Consider the following 18,108-nt stretch of genomic DNA (forward strand, 5'->3'; position numbering starts at 1 on the left):
AGCACGCCGCCAGCGTTCAATCTGAGCCAGAATCAAACTCTCCAGTTCAAATCTGTTGCAAAGATCTCCGTTGGCACAGAAATCAGAATCTCAAAGTTCCTTCCCGCTCGCTATTCACTTGTCAATGAACCATGCCTTGGCGCTTGCCTCAGCTCTCAGTAATTTTATCTCACTTCACAGCACCGTGTCAACAACTTTTTTTCGTTTTCGTGAACTTTTTTCATCGAAGCGGCAAAGTCGTTTTCCTCAGCGCGGTGCGTGAAGCTACTCAAAGCTCGACCCACTGTCAACAACTTTTTTCCACTTTTCGATTTTTTTCATCCACTCGACGCGTTGTCGTCGTTGCGAGGTGTGAACCTAGTCAAAACCACTCTCGCTGTCAACAACCTTTTTGCGACCTCCGAAAAAATCCTTGCTGGACCCTTTCGTCCGCCCGTCGTCCACGGCGCTCGCTGTGCCATTGTCAAAGCCCGCTCCGTCCGGCCCTTGCGGCGTCCGTCCGGCGCGAGAAGCGTTTATGGACCCTTTCGCGCCAAAGGTCAAGACATTTTTTGCGTCAAAGACAAAAAAACTCCCCCCTGCCGACGACAGGGGGGCTTGCTTACCTTTTTGCCGGCGTTCTATCGCGCGCTGACCACGAGGGTAGCGCCCACACGGAGGCTGCGCTCGTCCACATCATTCCAGCGCTTGAGGTCATCCACGCTGACATTGTACTGGCGGGCGATATTCCAGAGGCTGTCGTTGGCCTTGACCACATAGGTCGTCGAGCCGCCACTCTTGCGCTTGCCAAGGCTGCCGCTGGGATTCTTGCCCCCTGCGGCCTGGGCGATTGCCCGCCCGGCGCTCCGCTTCGCACCGGGGATGCGCAGCTTCTGTCCCACTCGCACCTTTCCGGGGTTGTCAATGTCATTGGCGGCCTGAAGCTCGCCGAGGCTCACGCCGTACTTGCGGGCCACGCCGTAAAGCGTTTCGCCGGAGGCCAGCACATGCACGCCGACCGGACTGCCTTCGCCTCCCCGCTTTGCGCGGGACGGGCGCTCCGCCGCCGGGGCCGCCTTGCCGCCGCCGGCGGCGGCCACGGCCCGTTCACTCATGTCGGCGCTGCGGGGCACGAGCACCGTTTCGCCGCGATAGATCTTCGACTTGCCGCCATTGGCCGCGCGCAGTTGCGCCACGCTGACGCCGCTGCGACGAGCGATCTTGTCCCAGCTGTCGGCACTGGTGGCCACCTTGGCCGGCCGCCAGCTGGCGTACGCGCCGCCGGAGCGTTGCAGAAAGGCCTGAGCCTGGGCCGAGCGCACGCGGGGCACATAGACGAAGGTCGAGCGTTCGGTGGAGGAGATGGGCTGGAGGTGGTGCATATTGTAGGACTGGAAGTCCGACCAGCTCATGCCGGAGGCCTTGCTGAGGGCCATGAGGTCCGTCCCGGGGCGGGCGGTCAGGCGCTCCACCTGCGGCATGGCGTCATGGTTGACCGGCGCAAAGCCCAGGGGACCAAGGTTGCGCATGATCTTGCTGATGGCCACGAAACGCGGCACATACTGCATGGTCTCGGGGCGGAGCTGCGCCTTGTCGTCAAGGCGGGCATTGCGCTCGCAGACTTCATAGAAATTGCGGGCGCCTGTCCCCTCCTTGGCGCGACGCATCTTGCCTTCGCCGGCATTGTAGGCGGCAATGGCGGTCGGCCAGTCGCGAAAATCGCCGTACAGCTTTTGCAGATAATCGGCCGCGGCTTCGGTGGCCTTGTAGGGATCAAGGCGCTCGTCCATCCACCAGTCCTGGGTCAGACCATATTTCATGCCGGTATAGGGCATGAACTGCCACGCCCCGGCCGCCCCGGCGCGGGACTTGGCGTCAGCCCGGTAGCCGCTTTCCACGATGGCCAGATAGGCCAGCTCTTCCGGCATGCCGCGCGAGCGAAAGACGCGCCGCGCGTAGCCAAGATAATTGCCCGACCGCTGCGAGAAGATCTCCATAGTCCGACGGCCTTTGTGCAGGAAGTGCTTATACTGGGCGGTGACGGCCGGCATGGCCGAGGCCGGCACGTTGCGGTCGATCTGGCCCGTGCTCTTCAGGGCCGCGACCTCGGTGGAGGTGAGGGGTTCACTGTCTTCATTTTCGGGGATGAGCAGCGCCGGCATATCGGATTGCCCGCCCCCCTGCCGGGAGGAGCATGCACTCAACAGGAGCGTGGCCAGCACGGCGCACAGCAACAGCAAATGTCCTGATCCCCTTTTCCCGCAAAACGCCTTCATGTAGCCTCCCCGTTGTGCAGCTTGCCTTTGCCGTCGAAGCTGCGTAGACACGAAATTCCTACGGCCGTGATGCCGTCTCACCTTCAGCCGCCTGCCGGAGGCCGTGATGAAAGATACCGTTTCCGCCCCGCTCCTGCCGGGCATCAAGCCTGTCCTGGAGCTTTTGCTCGACACGCCGCAACGCGTCGACACCGTCTACTGTCGTAAGGGCCTGCGCAGCCGTGAGGCGCAGCAGATCCAGCAGCTCTGCCGGGCGAACCACCTGCGCTACTCCCTGGTGGAGGGAGCCGCTCTTGACCGGCTGTGCCGCGGCGCGCAGCGGGGACAGGCGGAACACGTCAATCATCAGGGAGTGGTGGCCCGCCTTGCCGCCACGACGTTCCAGCCGCTGGAGGCCGTCCTCGACGCCGTGCGCGACGCGCCCCTGCCCTTACTGCTTGCCCTTGACCAGGTGCAGGATCCCGGCAACCTGGGGACCCTCTGCCGCAGCCTGTATGCCCTGGGCGGCGCGGGCATCCTGCTGCCGCGCCATAACAGCGCCTATCTCGGCCCCGCGGCGCAACGCGCGGCGGCCGGGGCGCTGGAACGGCTGCCCATCGCCCGCGTGGACAATCTGGGCCATGCGCTGGACAGCGCCGAAGAGGCGGGACTGACCATTTACGGCGCGGGCTGCGGCGGATCGGCGGCCGTCAACGCCTTTGAAGAGATCCTGACCCTGCCTGCCGTGCTGGTGCTCGGCAATGAGGACAAGGGCCTGCGCCCCGGCGTGGGCAAACGCTGCTCGCGCATGCTGCATATCCCGCTGGCCCGCCCCTTCGACTCGCTCAATGTGGCGCAGGCCGGAGCCATCCTGCTGGGACTGGCGGCGCAGCAGCGACGCCGGGCCTGAAGCGCGCAGGCCCGCCGCCCACGCCTCCGCCAGCTTCGCGGCTGGGCTGCCGTTTTTCACGGGCAATACGGACATGGCATGCGGCAATGACAGCATCCCACTTTCTCTCCATTTCCTTTCACCATAGCTGAAATTTTTCTTTTGGCGAGAAAAATAAGTCTAGAAAAAGGTTAGGAAATCATTATATAAAATATATAAGGGCACATCTTCATGCAAGATGCGCCCTTATATCGTGCAATATCGATTATCCACCCAAAAACGACCTGATATTTTATATGCGCTTCCTCTGCAAAAAATTTTCACATATCGGCTATTGCAGTCTTTATGCAATATATAGGTAATCCATACCCTGCTGATAAAGGGAGCGATCCCCTATCCTCAAAGGGATAAAAAAAGGGCGGGAAGATCCCGCCCCTTGCATGTCCGTTTGCGCAAGTGCGCTAGAACGGCCAGATATTGTCCATGAGCCGCGTGAACCAGCCGGGCTTCTGCTTGTCGGTGAGCACGCCCTTGCCGTAGTACTCAATGCTCGCATCCGCGATCTGCGTGGACAGGATACTGTTTTCGGCATCCACATCCTTGGCGCGGATGAGACCGCGCACCACCATGTATTCCGTTTCCTCGTTGACGCGGATCTCACGCGCGCCTTCGATCTGGAGCATGCCGCCCGGCAGCACGCGAATGACGCGGGCCGCCATGGAGGTGGTCACATAGTTCTCACGCTTGGTCTTACCCTGAGTGCTGGTAAAATCACTCGTCGCGCTGGTATCCAGCGTGGGAGTGCCGACGGGAATGACGCCGGCGATCTTGGGTACATTGAAAAAAGCGTTGACGGAATAGCTATTATTGGATTGCTTCGTCGCCTGAGTTTCCGTCTTGTTCTGCGCCTTGGTGTTTTCCACCAGTTTCACCACCACGATATCCCCCACGCGGCGCGCGCGGGCATCGGAAAAGAGGGTGTCGCCGTCACTGGCGGCAAACAGGGAGCCGGGGTTGTTGGCTCCGCTGGTCTCCTGCGGATATTCCTGCGGCGGGCCCACAGGATTCTGCAACCCCGGACGGCGGCTTGCGCCGCCGTTGCCGCAGGCGCTGCAGAACATGAAGACGAGCCCCAGGGCCAGAATGCCAAAACGAGTCTTCATACCGTGTTCTCCTCTACTCGATGATCACAGTGCCGCCGTCCTTGACCTTGGCGTACACCTGTTTCTTGGATTGCAAATTCCGCACCGCGATGGTGGCGCCTGGCTCGCCATCGCTCAGGGCCTCCGCCTGCGTGGTCATGCGCAGGTTGCCGCGGGCGTAGATGAGGGTTACCACATCGCCGCGCCGCACCATAAGCTGGCTTTGAAGATCACTCTGCAAAATGGGTTCTCCGGCGGAAAGCCCTCGGGCCAGCCGCCACGGCCCGCCCTGTCCATCCCACGGCATATCCTTGAGCGTGGCGGCATTGACCCGCATGAAGGTGACCGCTTCCGGCGTCAGGTTCTCTCCCTTGCTCATAACGCGCATGGCGGCGGGCACGGTGACCCAGAGTTGCAGGTTGACCGTCCCGGCCACACGCCGCAGCACCGTCCCGTCCGCCTCCTTGACGGCAAAACGCAGGGTGATGCGCCCCGGGGCCAGTTTGCCGGGTTCCAGCTGGATCTGCTGCTGGGCATGCTCCAGAAAAATGTATTCCGGCAACCGGAACTCCGTCAGCTGAGCCTCGCCCGGCATGGCCGACAGCTGCGGCGTCAAACTCTTGACCACATAATCCCGCAGCACATCCTCCCGAAAGACCAGCCCGCCCCGCTGGATGACCAGCGATGTCGGCAGGATGCAGCGTCCGGCGATATCCTTGCCCAGCGCCTGCCGCAGGGCCTGCGCAAGCCGCGAGCGGTTGACCTGCATGGGCTTGCCCTCCTGCTCGGGAGCGGCCCAGAGGGCCCGGCGGCTCAGATCCTGCCAGAGGGTCTCGTCCATATGCCCCAGCGGCGTGGCGATATCCCCCAGAAAGACGGAATCATTGAGCGCCACCGCCGCGCTTTCGATCTTCAGCCGCCAGTCGTTCTGCCCCAGCATCTGCAGATCCGATGCCTCGGCGGGCGGGGCCGGCGCATGGGCGATCTGCGAACGGACCCGGGCCGAGCGCGCGGCCTGCTCCCCGGCGAGCGCGGCATCCCCGGCCTCGTCGCCGACCCTGTCCGTCGCGGCCAGCGGCAGACGGGCGGCCCGCACGTCGGGCGAACGCAGCTGCCGCTTTATCTGGCTGGGCGAACGGCGATGGTTGCGATCGTTGTCCTGCCAGACGGCATCGGGGACGCCGGCGGCAAGGCAGGCCGTCCCAAGGACCATCTGCCAGACGATGAGCAGACAGAAAACGCCTGCCAGTACCGCCAGAGCGCCCAGAGAAGGCCAGCCACGGCCGGGCCATGCCGTTGCCCGTCTGTACACGCGCATCATCCCCCGGCAAAACCTTAGCTGCGCTTGAGCTGTACCGCCGTTCCCAGCATGGAGTCGGAGGTCTGGATGGCCTTGGAGTTCACTTCATAGGCGCGCTGGCCCACGATCATGTTGACCATTTCGTCCACCACTTCCACGTTGGACATCTCCAGGAAGCCTTGCGCCAGCGTGCCGACGTTGTCCGTGCCGGGCACGCCTTCCACTTCATCGCCGGAAGCTTCGGTGGGGGTGTAGAGATTGCGCCCACGCGCGTCCAGGCCCGCCGGATTGATGAAGGTGTAGAGCGGGATTTCCGCGGCGGCGATCTCCTGCCCTTCGGCATCCAGAGCCGCGATATGCCCGGAAGCGGAGATGGAGATGTTCTTGGTCTCCGCCGGGACGGCGAATTCCGGCTGCAGGATGTAGCCGTTGGCCGTCACCACGGTACCGTCCTGGTTGAGCTTGAAGGAACCGGAGCGCGTGTACATCAGCTCGCCGTTGACATCCACCTGAAAGAAGCCGTCCCCTTCGATGGCCACATCAAGGGCGTTGCCCGTGTTCTGGAAGTCCCCCTGGGTGAAGAACTTGTGCACCGCCGTGGGACGTACGCCCATGCCCACCTGGATGCCCACGGGCAGAATGTTGTCCCCTTCGGTGATGGAGCCGGCGATCTTCATGTTCTGGTACATGAGATCCTCGAATTCGGCGCGGCTCTTCTTGAAGCCCGTGGTGTTCACGTTGGCGAGGTTGTTGGAAATGACGTCAATATTCAACTGTTGCGCCACCATGCCGCTGGCGCCCGTCCACAAAGAACGCATCATAAGGCCATCGCTCCTTCCGCACGCGTGCGTGCTGTTGTCTTTTTCATCAATGCGCCATGCCGCGGGGCGGCTGCCTCCCGCACGAGAGGCGGCCTGCGCCGGCGGCCGGCATCATATCACGCCACCCGCGCCTAGCTGGTACGCCTGCCCACCTGCTGGTAGGCCTGCTTGTCCATGGCATCCGTGGACTGCATGACTTTCTGGTAGGCTTCGAACTGCCGCTGCACTTCGATCATGTTCACCATTTCCGTAACCACATCCACGTTGGCGGCCTCGATGTAGCCCTGTTCCACCGTCGCGCCCTGCGCGTAGGCGTCCATTTCCTGCACCTGCACGTTGTCGTAGGCCTGGTAGAGGTTTTTCCCCAGCTTCTGGAGGTTCTGGGGATTGTCCACCTGCACGAGCGCGATCTGGCCCACGACGTCGCCGTCGGCGGAGACCGTGCCGTCACTGGCGATGGCGATATTGCGCGTGCCCGCCGGGATGACGATGTTGCCGCCCACGCCCTGCAGAGGCCAGCCCTGCGGCGTCATGATCGTTCCGTCGCCGGACAGGACAAAGTGTCCGCTGCGCGTCAAATTGTTGCCATTGGGCGTCGCCACCCGAAAAAAGGCATTCTCGCCGGCGATGCCCAGGTCGAGCGGATCCCCGGTGAAGCGCATGGAGCCTTGCGTAAAGTCGATCTTCGACACCGCGATACGCGGCCGCACCATGTTTTTGGGTTCGGGGAAGAGGGGGTCGCTTTTCAGATGCATGAGCGGTTCACGGATCTCATCATGGGCAAAGGAGGCCATGGTGTCCTTGAACGCAAGCTTGGTCTGCTTGTAGCCCGAGGTATTCACGTTCGCCAAATTATTGGCAATGAAATTCATGCGGTGCTCGGTGGTCAGCGCCCCGAAAAGGCTGCTAAACATTGCATCTTGCATGATAACTCCTTGGTTGACGTCTCCTGGCGCCCCTGGCGACGGGCAGGCCGCGGACAGGCGGGCGACACTATCGGGAGGGGAAAAGCAAAAAGCGGGCCAAGGCAAGCCCCCTCTCCTGCCAGCATCGAAAAAGCGGCTGCGGCATCTTTTCAGCGCGGACGCCTTGCGCTACAAAAACGATACCCGCCCGGTACGGGGCTGTCCGCGTCGCCGGGAGCTGTCGTCAACCTTCAACGGGAACGGCGCACCACCGCCGCCCTTCTGCGAGAAAAACATGGATGCACTCACCCAGCTGGTCCAGAAAATCAACTCTTTCCTCTGGGGGCCGTACTGCCTCATCCCTCTGCTCTGCGGCACAGGCCTGTACTACACCCTGCGCCTGCGGGCGGTGCAGGTACGCAAATTCGGCGCCTGTGTCCGTCACGTCTGCGGCGGCTTCTCCCTGCGCGGCGAAAAGGCCTCCGGTCAGGGCATGAGCTCCTTTCAGGCGCTGGCCACCGCCGTTGCCGCCCAGGTGGGCACGGGCAACATGGTCGGCATGGCCACCGCGCTGGTGACCGGCGGCCCCGGCGCCATCTTCTGGATGTGGGTCGCGGCCTTCTTCGGCATGGCGACCATCTTTGCCGAAGCCATCCTGGCCATCACCTACAAGGATCGCGACGAGGCCGGCCATGTGGTGGGCGGCCCGGCCTATTACATCCGCAAGGGGCTCGGCAGCAAGACGCTCGCCGCCTTCTTTGCCGTGGCCATCATCATCGCGCTGGGCTGTGTGGGGAACATGGTGCAGGCCAATTCCATCGCGGACGCCTTCGCTTCGGCTTTTGCCGTGCCCGCGCCCGTGGTGGGGGCCGGGGTGGCCGTGCTGGCCGGCATCATCTTTTTCGGCGGGATCGGACGCCTGGCGGCCGTTACGGAAAAGCTCGTGCCGATCATGGCCGCGCTCTATCTGGTGGGGGGCGTCTACATTCTGGCGACCCACGCCGGGGCCTTTCTGCAATGCCTTGAGGACATCTTCCATTACGCCTTTTCGGCCCAGGCGGCCGTGGGCGGCGTGACCGGCGTGACCGTTCAGGAAGCCATGCGCTACGGCATCGCCCGCGGGCTCTTCTCCAACGAAGCGGGCATGGGCTCCACCCCGCACGCCCACGCGGTGAGCAAGGTGCTCCACCCGGTCATGCAGGGCTTTGCCGCCATCATGGGCGTCTTCATCACGGTCATCATCTGCTCCCTGTCGGCCTTTGTGGTGCTCTCCACCGGGGTCATGGACGACGGCATCACCGGTGTGGTGCTGACGCAGCGGGCCTTCAGCTCCGCCCTGGGGAGCTTCGGCAATGCGTATGTGGCCATCATCCTCTTTTTCTTTGCCTTTTCCACCATCATCGGCTGGTACTTCTTCGGCGAGCAGAACATCAAGTATCTGTTCGGCCGTAAGGCCCTGACGCCGTATCGCCTGCTGGTCATGTGCTTCATCGTGCTCGGCGCGACCCTCAAGGTGACGCTGGTCTGGGAACTGGCCGACCTCTTCAACGGCCTTATGGTGCTGCCCAACCTGGTGGCGCTCATCGGCCTTTCCAAGATCGTCTCCAAGGCGCTGGACGATTACGAGAACCGCTTCATCAAGCGCTATCCCGAGCTGGAGTGAGGCGCCGGCCCTGACGACATCCGTCAAAAAGGGAGGAGCCCCCGTGGGGACTCCTCCCTTTTTTGCAGATGCCATGCCCGCTCCTCCTCATACCGCGCCTTCAAAGGACGGAGGAAAGCGGTGAAAGCGAACCGGCGCTAGAGCCGCAGCGCCGCCATGCCCAGTTCCAGGGCCTTCAGGTTCACCGCCTGCAGCTTGGCCGGCAGATATTTGCCGATGGCCGCTTCCAGCGCATCCACCCCGAAAGGCAGGACGCCGGACGCGCAGGCCACGCTGAGCAGCACCGTATTGCCCGCCTGAACCGAACCGGCCTTGAGGCCCAGTTCACGGCAGGGCACGAACTGACACTGACCGGCCACCCGGCGCGTCTGAGCTTCCACCTCTTCCGGGGAAGGATAGCGGGCGCCCCCCAGCGAAACGCTCAGGGGCGGCAGAGGATCGGCACTGGAGAAGACGGCTCCTCCGGCCCGCAGATAGGGCAGGCCGCGCAGCGTCTCCAGAGGCTCAAAGCCCAGCAGCACATCGGCCTCGCCAAGATCCAGCTTGGGGGAGCGCCAGCCGCCGAGCAGGAGCACGGACTCCACCACGCCGCCGCGCTGGGCCATGCCATGCACTTCGCCGGCGACAACCTCAAGTCCGGCATCCAGCGCCGTCCGCGCCAGCAGCGTCGTGGCCGTCAGCGTGCCCTGGCCGCCCACGCCGGTGAAATAGATGCGCATTCTTTTCTGCTTGTCTGTACTCATGGAAAACCTCGTGTTGGACCACGGCGGACTAGGCGTCGCGCCGTCTGGCCTTGAAGGACTTGGGGCCGACCTGCAGGCAGACCATGCAGCCCGTGCAGAGACTTTCATCAACGGCGAGCGCGTCGCCATCCCGGCAGAAGGCGGGACAGGCCAGGGTCTCCAGGCAGTGCACGGCATCCGGCCCCTGTTCCTTCACCACCGCGACCTGGGGCTGCGCCTTCTTGAGCTGGCGGCGGGCATAGAGCGCGCACGGCTCTTCGGCGATGAGCACCCGTACCCCCGTCTGCGCGCGCATTTCCTGCAGCGCGTCGGAGACGGCCTTGAGGTTGAAGGCCCTGACCTTGCGGCAGCAGCTCACGCCCATGCCGCGCACGATGGCCTCGATATCCATGTGCACCGCGCTGTCGCCCAGCATGTCCTGGACCATGCCCGGATTGGGCTGATGGCCGGTCATGGCGGTCGTGCCGTTGTCGAGGATGACCACGATGAGGTCATGCCGGTTGAACACGGCATTGGCCAGCCCGGTCATGCCGGAATGGAAGAACGTGGAATCGCCGATGAAGGCCACCACCGTCTTGCCGGAGGCCCGGGCGAAGCCGCTGCCCGCGGAGATGGACGACCCCATGCAGACGAGGAAGTCCGCGCACCTGAGGGGGGGCAGCATGCCGAGCGTATAGCAGCCGATGTCGCTGGAGTAGTAGGCCTCGTCGCCGAAAGCCTGCCGCACGGCATGGAAGACCGCCCGATGCGAGCAGCCCGCGCAGAGGTTCGGCGGCCGTCCGGGCAGCTCCAGGGCCTGGGCGTTGCCGCCCTTGACCGGGCAGGGGCAGTCCAGAAATTCGGCCAGCCGCCGCAAAAGGAGCGTGGTGGAGAACTCGCCCAGCTCGGTCAGGTTGTCCGTCTTGCCTTCCAGGCGGGCCTTGCAGCCTTCGCGCTGGGCCAGGGCGCGCACGTCGCGCTCCAGCAGGGCGGGCCCCTCTTCCAGCACCAGCACGCGGTCGCACTGCTCCATAAAGGCCACAAGGCGCTTTTCCGGCAGGGGCCAGGTCATGCCGAGCTCCAGCACTCGCACCTTGTCGTCCCAGCCGCCGGCGGTCAGGGCGTCGGCAAGATAATTGCGCGCCACGCCGCTGGCGATGATGCCCAGCCGCGTGGCCGCGTTGCTGGCGCGTTCGGTATTGAAGCGGCTGCTCTCGGCCAGGGCGCGGGCCTTTTCCATGATCTCGAGCACGACGGCATGCCGCCTGCGGGCCACGGCGGGCACGGGCACAAAGCGCCCGGGATCGCGCTCGAACGACACCAGCGGCTGGGCGGCGGGCAGATCGTCGAACTCCACCGCGCCGCGCATATGGTTCACGCGGGTGGTCGTGCGCAGCAGGACGGGCTGTTGCAGCTCGCGCGCCAGCCGGAAGGCCTCACGGGTCATGTCGCGCGCCTCCTGCGCGGAGACGGGCTCCAGACAGGGCAGCATGGCGGCGCGGGCATAGGCGCGGTTGTCCTGCTCGTTCTGGCTGGAGTGACAGCCGGGGTCGTCGGCGCTCAGGATGACCAGCCCGCCGGGCATGCCGGTATAGGCGGCCGTGAACAGGGGGTCGGCCGCCACATTGAGCCCCACATGCTTCATGGTGACCAGGCTCATGGCCCCGGCCAGCGCGCCCCCGGCCGCCACCTCGAAGGCCACCTTCTCGTTGATGGAGTATTCCAGCCGGTAGCGCCCCTCGCCGCCAAGACGGCGAAAGGTGTCCGGCACCTCGGACGAGGGCGTGCCCGGATAACAGGAAATCATGTGCACGCCGGCTTCCAGCGCGCCGCGGACAATGGCCTCATTGCCAAGCAACAGATGGCGCTCGCCGCGGCATCCGTCCAGCAAGGGATTTTTGCTCATGGCCTCTCCTCAAATATGATGTCGGGAATGGGCGTGCGTTAGCCCGCCGGCTTTTCCGTCGTTTCAGGGGCGGCGGGCGTCTGCGCTCCGCCTTCGGCGGCCCCGGTGCTCGTACCGCGCAACTGGGCGGCACGATAGCTGTAGTAGGCCTGATCGTCCTTGTCCCCGTCTTTCGCCAGCTTGTCGAAAGCGGCGGCGGCCACTTCCGGGCGTCCGGCCGCCAGGGCGGCCTCGGCCTGCATCCGCAGAAGGGCGCCTTGACGGGCGGCCTCCACACGACCGGCAAGAGCCTGCAGCACGGCCAGCGCCTCGGAGGCGCTTTCGGGCGTGCCGGCGTTCATCAGAGCGCCGCACTGGGCAAACAGGGCGGCCTGTCCCAGACTGCCTTCACTGTCCAGCCGGGCCGCTTCGCCGTAGATGCGGGCCGCCAGCGTCCAGTCCTGCGATTCCGCGGCGCTCTGCGCCTGTGCCGCCAGCACGGCGAAGCGGATGTCCGCGGGCGCTCGTTTCGCCAGCTCGCCGAGCGCGCTCGTACGTTCCTCCCCCTTGAGGGAGAGGGAAAGGCGCGCCAGTTCGGCCTGGGCCTCTTCGCGGGCGGCTTCATTGCGCCAGCTCCAGATGCCGGCGCCGACCAGCACGAGCACCAGCAGCCCGACGCCGCAGGCGATAAGGCCGGCATGCCGCAGGATGAATCGCAGGAGCGGCGCGCTCTCGGCGCCGACTTCGGCGCTCAGGTCAGTCATCAGGGTCGGGGAAGGCGTGGGGCCGGGCTTGGTGAGAGTAGGTTGCATCAACGGGCTCCTTTGGCGCAAAATACGGGCTGGCGCGCTCCCGGGGAGCGGACGCCCAAGGTCTTGAGAATAGGTCACAAGACCGGACCTGTCAAAATAATTTGCGCCCGCGCCACGGCTTGCCCTCGGCCCATGCTGCGCGTATACTGAATGAATTCACCCGTTACCGATAGCAAGGGAGATGACATGACGCTTGCGGAAGAAATGGCCCGGCTGGGCGAGCGGGCCCGCGCGGCTTCGCGCGTGGTGGGCAAAGCCGCTCCGGCGGCCAAGGTGGCGGCGCTGGAAGGGCTCGCCCGCCTGCTGGAAGAGCGTGCCGACGCGCTGCTGGCGGCCAATGCCAACGATGTGGAGGCCGCCCGCGCCAAAGGGCTTGATGCGCCCCGTCTGGATCGGCTGACGCTGACTCCCGCCATCCTCGCGGACATGGCGCGGGCCTGCCGGCATGTGGCCGCCCTGCCCGACCCCGTGGGCGCGCTCGACCGGCAGTGGCAGCGCCCCAACGGCCTGCTGGTCGGCAAGATGCGCGTGCCGCTGGGCGTCATCGCCATGATCTTCGAGGCCCGGCCCAATGTCACCATTGATGCGGCCATCCTCTGCCTCAAGGCCGGCAATGCCGTCATCCTGCGGGGCGGCAGCGAGGCCATCCATTCCAATACCGCTCTGGCGCAGATCTTGCAAGAATCCTTGTCGACCGCCGGACTGCCGCCGGAGGCCGCCCAGCTCGTCACCAGCACGGACCATGCCGCGGTGACAGCCCTGTGCAAGCTTGACCGCTATATCGACGTTTTAATCCCGCGTGGCGGCGAAAATCTGGTCCGCGCCGTGACCGAGGCGGCCACCATGCCGGTACTCAAGCATTTCAAGGGCGTATGCCATGTTTTCGTCGATGCCTCGGCCTCGCTGGATGATGCGGAAAACATCGTCTACAACGGCAAGGTGCAGCGGCCCGGCGTCTGCAACGCGCTGGAATGCCTGCTGGTGCACAAGGATGTGGCGGCGGCCTTCCTGCCGCGCATCGCCCGGCGTCTGGGCGGCGCGGGAGTGGAGTTCCGCGCCTGCGCGCGATCCCTTCCCCTGCTCGGGCCCACGGCGGTCCCCCAGCGGGAAGAGGACCTGGGACAGGAATTTCATGCGCTGGTGCTGGCGGTACGGGTGGTGGATTCGCTGGATGCGGCCCTCGACCACATCGCCCGCTATGGTTCGCAGCATACGGAAGTGATCTGCACCAATGACCACGCCCATGCCATGCGCTTCGTACGGGAAGCCGACGCCTCCATGGTCGGCGTCAACGCTTCGACACGTTTCAACGATGGCGGCCAGCTGGGACTGGGCGCGGAGATCGGCATTTCCACCTCCAAACTGCATGCCTATGGCCCCATGGGCGTGCAGGAGCTGACCACCACAAAATTCATGGTACTGGGGCAGGGACAGGTCCGCAAATAGCATGCATGACGCCCCGGAACAGCGTCCGCCGGGACGCGCGCTGCTGGGCGGCAGCTTCAATCCGCCGCACATAGGGCATTTGCGCCTTGCCATCGAAGTGCGCGAAGCGCTCGGTGCGCTGGTGGACACGCTGGTTCTGATCCCCTGCGGCACGCCGCCGCACAAGCGGGCCGGCAGCCTGCTGCCCTTTGCCCTGCGGGCGGAGATGACCCGCGCCGCCGTACGCGGGCTGCCCGGCATCAGCGTCAGCGAGGAGGAAGGGGAACGCCAGGGCTGTTCCTACACCTGGGACACCCTGACACGCTATCGCGAAGCCCTGCCGGGACGCATATTGTATTTTGTCATCGGAACGCCGGACTTTGCCCTGCTGCATACCTGGCACCGGGGCCGGGAACTGCCGCGGCTTTGCCAGTTCATCGTCGTCGCACGCGGCGAGCAGACGCACGAGCCCTTCGCGCAGGCGGCCCGAACGCTCTGGCCCGGGGCCCGCAGCGTTGCGCCCGTGCTGCCGGACAGCCGCTGCATGGCCCTGCCCGGCGGCGGCATGGCCCACTACCTGCCCTTGCCGTGGCTGGCGGTGAGCGCATCCCGCATCCGGGAGCGCTGGCTCAGACGGCAGAATGTGGATTTTCTGATTCCCCGCGCCGTGGACGAACTGCTGCGCATCCGCCATGCCGAAGTGGCGGAACATTGGAAAGGTGATGGTATGTCATGCTGAACACTCCCCCAAAAGAACTGCGCGAAAATATTGCCCGCGCCAAGGGCTATCTGCGTCGCGACGAGCTGCCCCGCTCCCTGATGGCCATGGCCACGGCCATGCGTCAGTATTCGGAAGTCAAGCTCATGCGCTCTGCCCGCGCCGAGATCGACATTCAGCTGGGGGAATTCCTCAACACCCTCATCCATCATCAGGGGATGCAGCATCTGCTTGACCCCAACGGCACAGGCAAACCGCGCAAGATCCCCTACCAGCAGGGCAAGGAACTCATGCTGGCCACGGTGCTGGAAGGGCTGGCGCGCATCCTGAAGCAGGAAGTGGAGGACAAGAGCCGCCGGGAAACGGAAGCCCGGCTGGAGCGCAAGAAATCCCTCCTGCATAATGGCGTCATGCTGCTGCAGGAAGGGCAGTTCGGCAAGGGACGCGCCTACCTCAAGCGCGCCGCCGAGGAATTCAGCGAGGACCCGGACATCCTCGTGCAGGTGGGGCAGCTGCTCCAGACGGCCAAACAGTACGCCGACGCCGGTGAGATCTTTGAAGAATCCATCGCCAAGCATCCCCGGGACGTGCGCGCCTATGTGGGCGCGGTCAACTGTTATACGGCCATCAACGAATTTGAAAAGTGCGAAGCGGTCTACAAGGCCATCTTGCGGACCTTCGGCGGTCACCCCAACACCTTCGGCCGCATGGCGCTCATGTACTTGAAGTGGGGCAAGCGCATCAAGGCCGAGGAGATGGCCACCCGCGCCCTGCAGGGCAATGCCAAACAACCGGAGGCCCTTCAGGTCATGGAGGTCATCGGTCACTGATGCCGGGGCCCCGCCCAAAACAGCACTTGTCAGGGCGGCCGTTTTAGGCTAAAGAAGATTTTCGGCCTGTGGCTCAGCCAATATATACGAGCGGAGAGGTAGCGAAGTTGGCCGTAACGCGCTCGACTCGAAATCGAGTTATCGGTTAATAGCCGGTACGTGGGTTCGAATCCCACCCTCTCCGCCATTCGGCATCCTGCCCGTCGGTTTTCCCGGCGGGCTTTTTTGTGCTGCGCGCCCCGTCCCGGCCTGCGCTTTGCCAAAAGAAAAAGGCTCTTGTGCCATGCACAAGAGCCTGATGCTCATGGTGGGTCGTGCGGGGATCGAACCTGCGACTCTCTGCTTAAAAGGCAGATACTCTACCTACTGAGTTAACGACCCGTCGAGAGTTGATGTGTACGCCGGATGGCCCGCCTTGTCAAGCCCTGCCCGGTTCAGGCCTTCTTTTCCATCTTGGCCCAGCTGTCGCGCAGGCCCACTGTCCGGTTGAAGACCGGGCGCGCGTCGTTGCTGTCCGCATCCTTGCAGAAATAGCCGAGACGTTCAAACTGCACGGTCCGGCCCACGGGCAGCCCGGCCAGGGCCGGCTCCAGCATGGCGGTCACTTCCTTCAGGGAATCGGGATTGAGCGCATCCAGGAAGGTCTGACCTTCGGGCATGGCATTGGGATTTTCCGCCGCAAAGAGATGATCGTACAGACGCACCGTGGCCGGCAGCGCATGCGCCGCGCTGACCCAGTGGATAGTGCCCTTGACCTTGCGGCCGTCCGGGCTCTGCCCGCCACGGCTCTCAGGATCATAGGTGCAGCGCAGTTCCTTCAGCACGCCGTCCGCATTGTACACCGCCTCGCGGCAGGTGATGAAGTAGGCGTAACGCAGACGGACTTCGGCCCCGGGCGCAAGACGGAAATATTTCTTGGGCGGATCCTGCCGGAAGTCGTCCCGCTCGATCCAGAGTTCACGCGAAAAGGGGACCTGTCGCGTGCCGTAGGCGGCATCTTCCGGGTGATACGGCATATCGAAGGATTCTTCCCGCCCTTCGGGGTAATTCTCGATGACCACCTTCACCGGATCAAGCACCGCCATGACCCGCGCCGTGTGCGCGTTGAGGTATTCGCGGATGCAGAATTCCAGCAGGGAATATTCCACGGTGGAATCCGCACGGGCAAGCCCGATGCGCCGGCAGAAGTCGTGCAGGGCTTCCGGCGGCACGCCACGCCGGCGCAGGCCGCAAAGCGTGGGCATGCGCGGGTCGTCCCAGCCGCGCACATGGCCTTCCTGCACGAGCTGGATGAGCTTGCGCTTGGAGAGCACGGTGTGCGTGAGGCTCAGACGGGCAAATTCCATCTGCTGCGGATGGTAGAGGCCCAGGGTGTCCAGCACCCAGTCGTACAGTTCGCGGTTGTTGACGAATTCCAGTGTACAGAGGGAATGCGTTATGCCCTCGATGGAATCCGACAGACAATGCGTGAAGTCGTACATGGGATAGATGCACCAGGCGTCGCCCGTACGATGGTGATGGGCATGGCGGATGCGGTACAGGGTGGGGTCACGCATGACGAGGTTGGGCGAGGCCATGTCGATCTTGGCCCGCAGCACCCGTTCGCCGTCGCCAAATTCCCCGGCGCGCATCCGGCGGAAGAGGTCCAGATTTTCCTCCACGCTGCGCTCGCGGCAGGGGCTCTCCTTGCCGGGACGGGTCAGTGTGCCGCGGTACTCGCGGATCTCGTCGGCGCTCAAGTCGTCCACATAGGCCTTGCCCATCTTGATCAGCTCCTCGGCATAGCCGTACAGCCGCTCAAAATAGTTGGAAGCGTAAAACTCCCTGTCCTGCCAGTCCCCGCCCAGCCAGCACACATCCTCGCGGATGGCGTCCACATATTCGGTATCTTCCTTGGCAGGATTGGTATCGTCGAAGCGCAGGTTGCACAGCCCGCCGAATTCACGGGCCACGCCGAAATTCAGACAGATGGACTTGGCATGTCCCAGATGCAGGTAGCCGTTGGGCTCGGGAGGGAAGCGCGTATGCACTTTGCCGCCGAAACGACCGGAGGCATTGTCATCCATGATGGCGGCACGGACAAAATCCACGCCGGCGCGGGTGGCTTCGCCCTCTTCCGGGGCATTCACAGAAAGGCTTGTTTCGCTCATGGCATTCCTCGCAATAGGTGAGCGGTCAATATACGCAAGCCGGACAATGGGGTCAACGCATCCCCCGCGGCCCGTCCGGCAGACGCGCCGGCCCGAAAAATGCCTTGACAGCTTTCCTGCCAAAAGGTAAGGTACTTTTCGCAATGTGCGTAGTCACATTGGAGAGGTGTCCGAGTCGGCCGAAGGAGCTCGCCTGCTAAGCGAGTATACGGGCTTAAACCTGTATCGAGGGTTCAAATCCCTCCCTCTCCGCCAGCAGAAAACAAGGCAGTTGGTTTTGACCGACTGCCTTTTTTCGTATTGTGCGCCGCTCCTCCCGCAAGTCGTCGTCTCCCCTGCCGGGCCGCCTTTCGGGTCGCTTGTCTTTCCTCCACTCCCCCATTGCGGGGAAGAGCCAGGGAACGAGCCGGCCCCGCCCCAAAGAGACGCGGGGGGGGTACAGCACATGTGTTTTATCCATTGACATCATTTGCAAAAATCATATCCCCCTAGATAGTGTCGTCAAACTAAAAGTATGTTATAATATCTTCACTTACAATGAGGAGAGACCATATGGCGGCACATCGGAGGCATGATATTTCCGACAAGGTGTGGGCAAACATTGAAAAACTT

The 18,108-nt window shown here is 63.8% G+C and carries 14 protein-coding genes and 3 tRNA genes; 7 read left to right on the forward strand and 10 right to left on the reverse strand.

From position 1 onward, the window contains the following. Positions 1 to 620: 620 nt before the first annotated feature. Positions 621 to 2,255, reverse strand: a complete 1,635-nt coding sequence (locus Q0J54_RS10565) for a lytic transglycosylase domain-containing protein (RefSeq protein ID WP_296305511.1) — start codon at positions 2,253 to 2,255, stop codon at positions 621 to 623. Positions 2,256 to 2,361: 106 nt separating this feature from the next. On the opposite strand from Q0J54_RS10565, the gene Q0J54_RS10570 reads away from it, so the two are divergent. After that, positions 2,362 to 3,144, forward strand: a complete 783-nt coding sequence (locus Q0J54_RS10570) for an RNA methyltransferase (protein WP_296305512.1) — start codon at positions 2,362 to 2,364, stop codon at positions 3,142 to 3,144. Between the two features lie 440 nt (positions 3,145 to 3,584). Here the strand turns inward: Q0J54_RS10570 and Q0J54_RS10575 are convergent, their stop codons facing one another. The 4 genes from Q0J54_RS10575 to flgF all read right to left on the reverse strand — a co-directional run bounded on the left by Q0J54_RS10575 (position 3,585) and on the right by flgF (position 7,312). Next, positions 3,585 to 4,286, reverse strand: coding sequence for a flagellar basal body L-ring protein FlgH (locus Q0J54_RS10575; RefSeq protein WP_296305514.1), 702 nt, complete (start codon positions 4,284 to 4,286; stop codon positions 3,585 to 3,587). A 13-nt stretch (positions 4,287 to 4,299) separates the two neighbouring features. Beyond that, positions 4,300 to 5,577: a flagellar basal body P-ring formation chaperone FlgA gene (gene flgA / locus Q0J54_RS10580; RefSeq protein ID WP_296305515.1), complete on the reverse strand. Its 1,278-nt coding sequence runs from the start codon at positions 5,575 to 5,577 to the stop codon at positions 4,300 to 4,302. A gap of 23 nt (positions 5,578 to 5,600) precedes the next feature. Then, positions 5,601 to 6,386, reverse strand: coding sequence for a flagellar basal-body rod protein FlgG (gene flgG, locus Q0J54_RS10585; protein ID WP_296305517.1), 786 nt, complete (start codon positions 6,384 to 6,386; stop codon positions 5,601 to 5,603). Positions 6,387 to 6,517: 131 nt separating this feature from the next. Next, entirely contained in the window at positions 6,518 to 7,312 is a 795-nt protein-coding gene (gene flgF / locus Q0J54_RS10590; protein ID WP_296305518.1) for a flagellar basal-body rod protein FlgF, read from the reverse strand. Between the two features lie 274 nt (positions 7,313 to 7,586). On the opposite strand from flgF, the gene Q0J54_RS10595 reads away from it, so the two are divergent. Beyond that, positions 7,587 to 8,954: a sodium:alanine symporter family protein gene (locus tag Q0J54_RS10595; protein WP_296305520.1), complete on the forward strand. Its 1,368-nt coding sequence runs from the start codon at positions 7,587 to 7,589 to the stop codon at positions 8,952 to 8,954. 137 nt (positions 8,955 to 9,091) lie between these two features. Here Q0J54_RS10595 and Q0J54_RS10600 read toward each other — a convergent pair whose 3' ends face one another. The 3 genes from Q0J54_RS10600 to Q0J54_RS10610 are packed head-to-tail and all read right to left on the reverse strand — an operon-like array spanning position 9,092 to position 12,373. Then, on the reverse strand, positions 9,092 to 9,697 hold the full coding sequence (locus Q0J54_RS10600) for an indolepyruvate oxidoreductase subunit beta (RefSeq protein ID WP_296305522.1): 606 nt from the start codon (positions 9,695 to 9,697) through the stop codon (positions 9,092 to 9,094). Between the two features lie 28 nt (positions 9,698 to 9,725). Further along, positions 9,726 to 11,582 (reverse strand): indolepyruvate ferredoxin oxidoreductase subunit alpha, encoded by a 1,857-nt coding sequence (gene iorA / locus Q0J54_RS10605; protein WP_296305524.1) that lies wholly within the window; start codon positions 11,580 to 11,582, stop codon positions 9,726 to 9,728. A gap of 38 nt (positions 11,583 to 11,620) precedes the next feature. Then, complete coding sequence (locus Q0J54_RS10610) at positions 11,621 to 12,373, reverse strand: hypothetical protein (protein WP_296305526.1); 753 nt, start codon at positions 12,371 to 12,373, stop codon at positions 11,621 to 11,623. Positions 12,374 to 12,559: 186 nt separating this feature from the next. Between Q0J54_RS10610 and Q0J54_RS10615 the strand changes: the two genes are divergently transcribed. The 4 genes from Q0J54_RS10615 to Q0J54_RS10630 all read left to right on the forward strand — a co-directional run bounded on the left by Q0J54_RS10615 (position 12,560) and on the right by Q0J54_RS10630 (position 15,533). Continuing rightward, positions 12,560 to 13,819, forward strand: a complete 1,260-nt coding sequence (locus tag Q0J54_RS10615; protein ID WP_296305528.1) for a glutamate-5-semialdehyde dehydrogenase — start codon at positions 12,560 to 12,562, stop codon at positions 13,817 to 13,819. Position 13,820: 1 nt separating this feature from the next. Next, positions 13,821 to 14,537, forward strand: a complete 717-nt coding sequence (gene nadD / locus Q0J54_RS10620; RefSeq protein WP_296305529.1) for a nicotinate (nicotinamide) nucleotide adenylyltransferase — start codon at positions 13,821 to 13,823, stop codon at positions 14,535 to 14,537. Beyond that, positions 14,531 to 15,346: a tetratricopeptide repeat protein gene (locus Q0J54_RS10625; protein WP_296305531.1), complete on the forward strand. Its 816-nt coding sequence runs from the start codon at positions 14,531 to 14,533 to the stop codon at positions 15,344 to 15,346. The genes nadD and Q0J54_RS10625 overlap by 7 nt, the downstream gene beginning before the upstream one ends. A gap of 92 nt (positions 15,347 to 15,438) precedes the next feature. Next, positions 15,439 to 15,533 (forward strand) — tRNA-Ser (locus tag Q0J54_RS10630). A gap of 118 nt (positions 15,534 to 15,651) precedes the next feature. Here the strand turns inward: Q0J54_RS10630 and Q0J54_RS10635 are convergent. Together Q0J54_RS10635 and Q0J54_RS10640 are read right to left on the reverse strand one after the other, a co-directional pair. Then, positions 15,652 to 15,727 (reverse strand) — tRNA-Lys (locus Q0J54_RS10635). 53 nt (positions 15,728 to 15,780) lie between these two features. Further along, on the reverse strand, positions 15,781 to 17,496 hold the full coding sequence (locus Q0J54_RS10640) for a glutamine--tRNA ligase/YqeY domain fusion protein (protein WP_296305533.1): 1,716 nt from the start codon (positions 17,494 to 17,496) through the stop codon (positions 15,781 to 15,783). A gap of 160 nt (positions 17,497 to 17,656) precedes the next feature. On the opposite strand from Q0J54_RS10640, the gene Q0J54_RS10645 reads away from it, so the two are divergent. Further along, positions 17,657 to 17,751, forward strand: a tRNA-Ser gene (locus tag Q0J54_RS10645). Positions 17,752 to 18,108 lie beyond the last annotated feature (357 nt).

Origin of the sequence: uncultured Desulfovibrio sp., assembly GCF_944324935.1 — a bacterium.
Taxonomy (GTDB): domain Bacteria; phylum Desulfobacterota; class Desulfovibrionia; order Desulfovibrionales; family Desulfovibrionaceae; genus Desulfovibrio.

Coding starts and splice junctions, on each gene's coding strand:
- Q0J54_RS10565 (WP_296305511.1), bottom strand. CDS start 2,255: ATGAAGGCGTTTTGCGGGAAAAGGGGATCAGGACATTTGCTGTTGCTG.
- Q0J54_RS10570 (WP_296305512.1), top strand. CDS start 2,362: ATGAAAGATACCGTTTCCGCCCCGCTCCTGCCGGGCATCAAGCCTGTC.
- Q0J54_RS10575 (WP_296305514.1), bottom strand. CDS start 4,286: ATGAAGACTCGTTTTGGCATTCTGGCCCTGGGGCTCGTCTTCATGTTC.
- flgG (WP_296305517.1), bottom strand. CDS start 6,386: ATGATGCGTTCTTTGTGGACGGGCGCCAGCGGCATGGTGGCGCAACAG.
- flgF (WP_296305518.1), bottom strand. CDS start 7,312: ATGCAAGATGCAATGTTTAGCAGCCTTTTCGGGGCGCTGACCACCGAG.
- Q0J54_RS10595 (WP_296305520.1), top strand. CDS start 7,587: ATGGATGCACTCACCCAGCTGGTCCAGAAAATCAACTCTTTCCTCTGG.
- Q0J54_RS10600 (WP_296305522.1), bottom strand. CDS start 9,697: ATGAGTACAGACAAGCAGAAAAGAATGCGCATCTATTTCACCGGCGTG.
- iorA (WP_296305524.1), bottom strand. CDS start 11,582: ATGAGCAAAAATCCCTTGCTGGACGGATGCCGCGGCGAGCGCCATCTG.
- Q0J54_RS10610 (WP_296305526.1), bottom strand. CDS start 12,373: ATGCAACCTACTCTCACCAAGCCCGGCCCCACGCCTTCCCCGACCCTG.
- Q0J54_RS10615 (WP_296305528.1), top strand. CDS start 12,560: ATGACGCTTGCGGAAGAAATGGCCCGGCTGGGCGAGCGGGCCCGCGCG.
- nadD (WP_296305529.1), top strand. CDS start 13,821: ATGCATGACGCCCCGGAACAGCGTCCGCCGGGACGCGCGCTGCTGGGC.
- Q0J54_RS10625 (WP_296305531.1), top strand. CDS start 14,531: ATGCTGAACACTCCCCCAAAAGAACTGCGCGAAAATATTGCCCGCGCC.
- Q0J54_RS10640 (WP_296305533.1), bottom strand. CDS start 17,496: ATGAGCGAAACAAGCCTTTCTGTGAATGCCCCGGAAGAGGGCGAAGCC.